This window comes from Nostoc sp. DedSLP03, from assembly GCF_034530815.1.
In the GTDB taxonomy this organism is placed as follows: Bacteria; Cyanobacteriota; Cyanobacteriia; order Cyanobacteriales; family Nostocaceae; genus Nostoc.
Genome location: NZ_JAVRCK010000231.1, coordinates 1 through 1,444, shown reverse-complemented (window position 1 = coordinate 1,444; position 1,444 = coordinate 1). Strand labels below are relative to the sequence as shown.

The window sequence follows — 1,444 nt, the reverse complement described above, 5'->3', positions numbered from 1 at the left end:
TTCTGTCACTCTCCGGAATAAGCAAATAGTAAAAAAGCGAAATCATCCAGAAGCATAACAGGGTTTAAATTGATTCATTGCCGCAATTAAATGATTGAATCCCAGTAATAAATGTGAATTCGGGAAAATACTTAACCAGGGATAAATTAACCAAAATAGTAAAAGTGGTTGGATAACGAGACGCAGATTATTTAAAGTATTCTTCCATCCAGATTCATGATTCCATTGTGGATGATTAGAAAAATCAACATCAATATTTTCTTGTGCTTCAGTCTCAAGTTGATGCGATTGATTCAAGCCTAAGAAGACTGGAGAATTGAAACTAATCATTGTATAAACATTAAAAATAATCTCCCACCATCTCTCAATATGTTGGAAATTAGTGAAGCGGTAATCTGTCCAGCCTAGTTCCTGTTTACACTGTCGAAACCCATATTCAACCCAGGTTCTTAATCCATATAAGTCGCCTAACATCTTCTTCAAATTTCCTTGAAGATTCGTCATTACGAAGGAGGTAGAATTTTCTGGCATAGTTTCTGTGTCAGTAGTTATTTCCCAGTAAGTTATGGCTCTTTTTTTACCATAAATTATTTCCCTAATGTATCTAATTTCTGACTTCTGATTGCTAAATGTTCTCTCAAATTTACACCATTTATTCGCCCTAACCCTTTCTCCTGCTGGCAACCAGACTCCATGATTACTTCTAATTGATACAACATAAGCTAAATTATATTCAGCTATTTTTCTTATAAATTGGCTACTTTCACCATATAAACTATCAGCCAATACCAATTCAATATTGAAGCCTGATTCCATTAACTCTGTAATTATCTCTGATGCTAACTCTATTTTCGTTTTATATTTATCTGATTCCTTTAGTGTTCCTTTTGGTTTAAATACTTTGAAGGTTAATGGGAAAGTTATGTTAGCGTAAACTCCATAGGCATTAACTGAAACTATTCCATTATCTATTTTCCCTACGCTGCCTAAATATTGTCTAGCCACATAATCTGTCTTCTTACCTTTTTTTCTATCTCCTGTTTCATCTATTACTAATGTAATTGCACGACCATCTAATTGTTTTTTCAGTTTATCTAATCTTAAGAGTTTTAATTTATCTACTGACCAATCTGAATTTGCTAAGAAATGATGTAATGATTGTGCCGAATTTATACTCACTACCTTCGCTATCTCTGGTAACGACTTTCTTTTTATCGTTGATAATATCCCCAAGTGTAAATATTTGAAGCACTCATAATTTCTTACTTCCTTAAATAGGTCTTTGTACTCTGCACAATATTCATCTACGATCGCAACTGTTGGGTGAGCATCTCTTGCCAAATGTTTCAGGATTTGTAATTCTACATCCATTGCCCTGCTTAGTTTCCAGAGTTTTTTCTTTTAGTCCTTTTATTTAGAATACCCGGAAAGTGACAGAAGAGGG

At 33.8% G+C, this 1,444-nt stretch carries 1 protein-coding gene; it reads right to left on the bottom strand.

Annotation, left to right across the window (positions count from 1 at the left end; translation table 11 throughout):
- Positions 1-42: 42 nt before the first annotated feature.
- Positions 43-1,371 carry an IS701 family transposase gene (locus RM368_RS38460; RefSeq protein ID WP_322698928.1) on the bottom strand — a complete coding sequence of 443 codons (1,329 nt, stop codon included), beginning with the start codon at positions 1,369-1,371 and terminating at the stop codon, positions 43-45.
- Between the last annotated feature and the right edge of the window lie 73 nt (positions 1,372-1,444).

Bases quoted from the DNA above. Each gene is read 5' to 3' on its own strand.
- RM368_RS38460 (WP_322698928.1), bottom strand. From the start codon at position 1,371: ATGGATGTAGAATTACAAATCCTGAAACATTTGGCAAGAGATGCTCAC.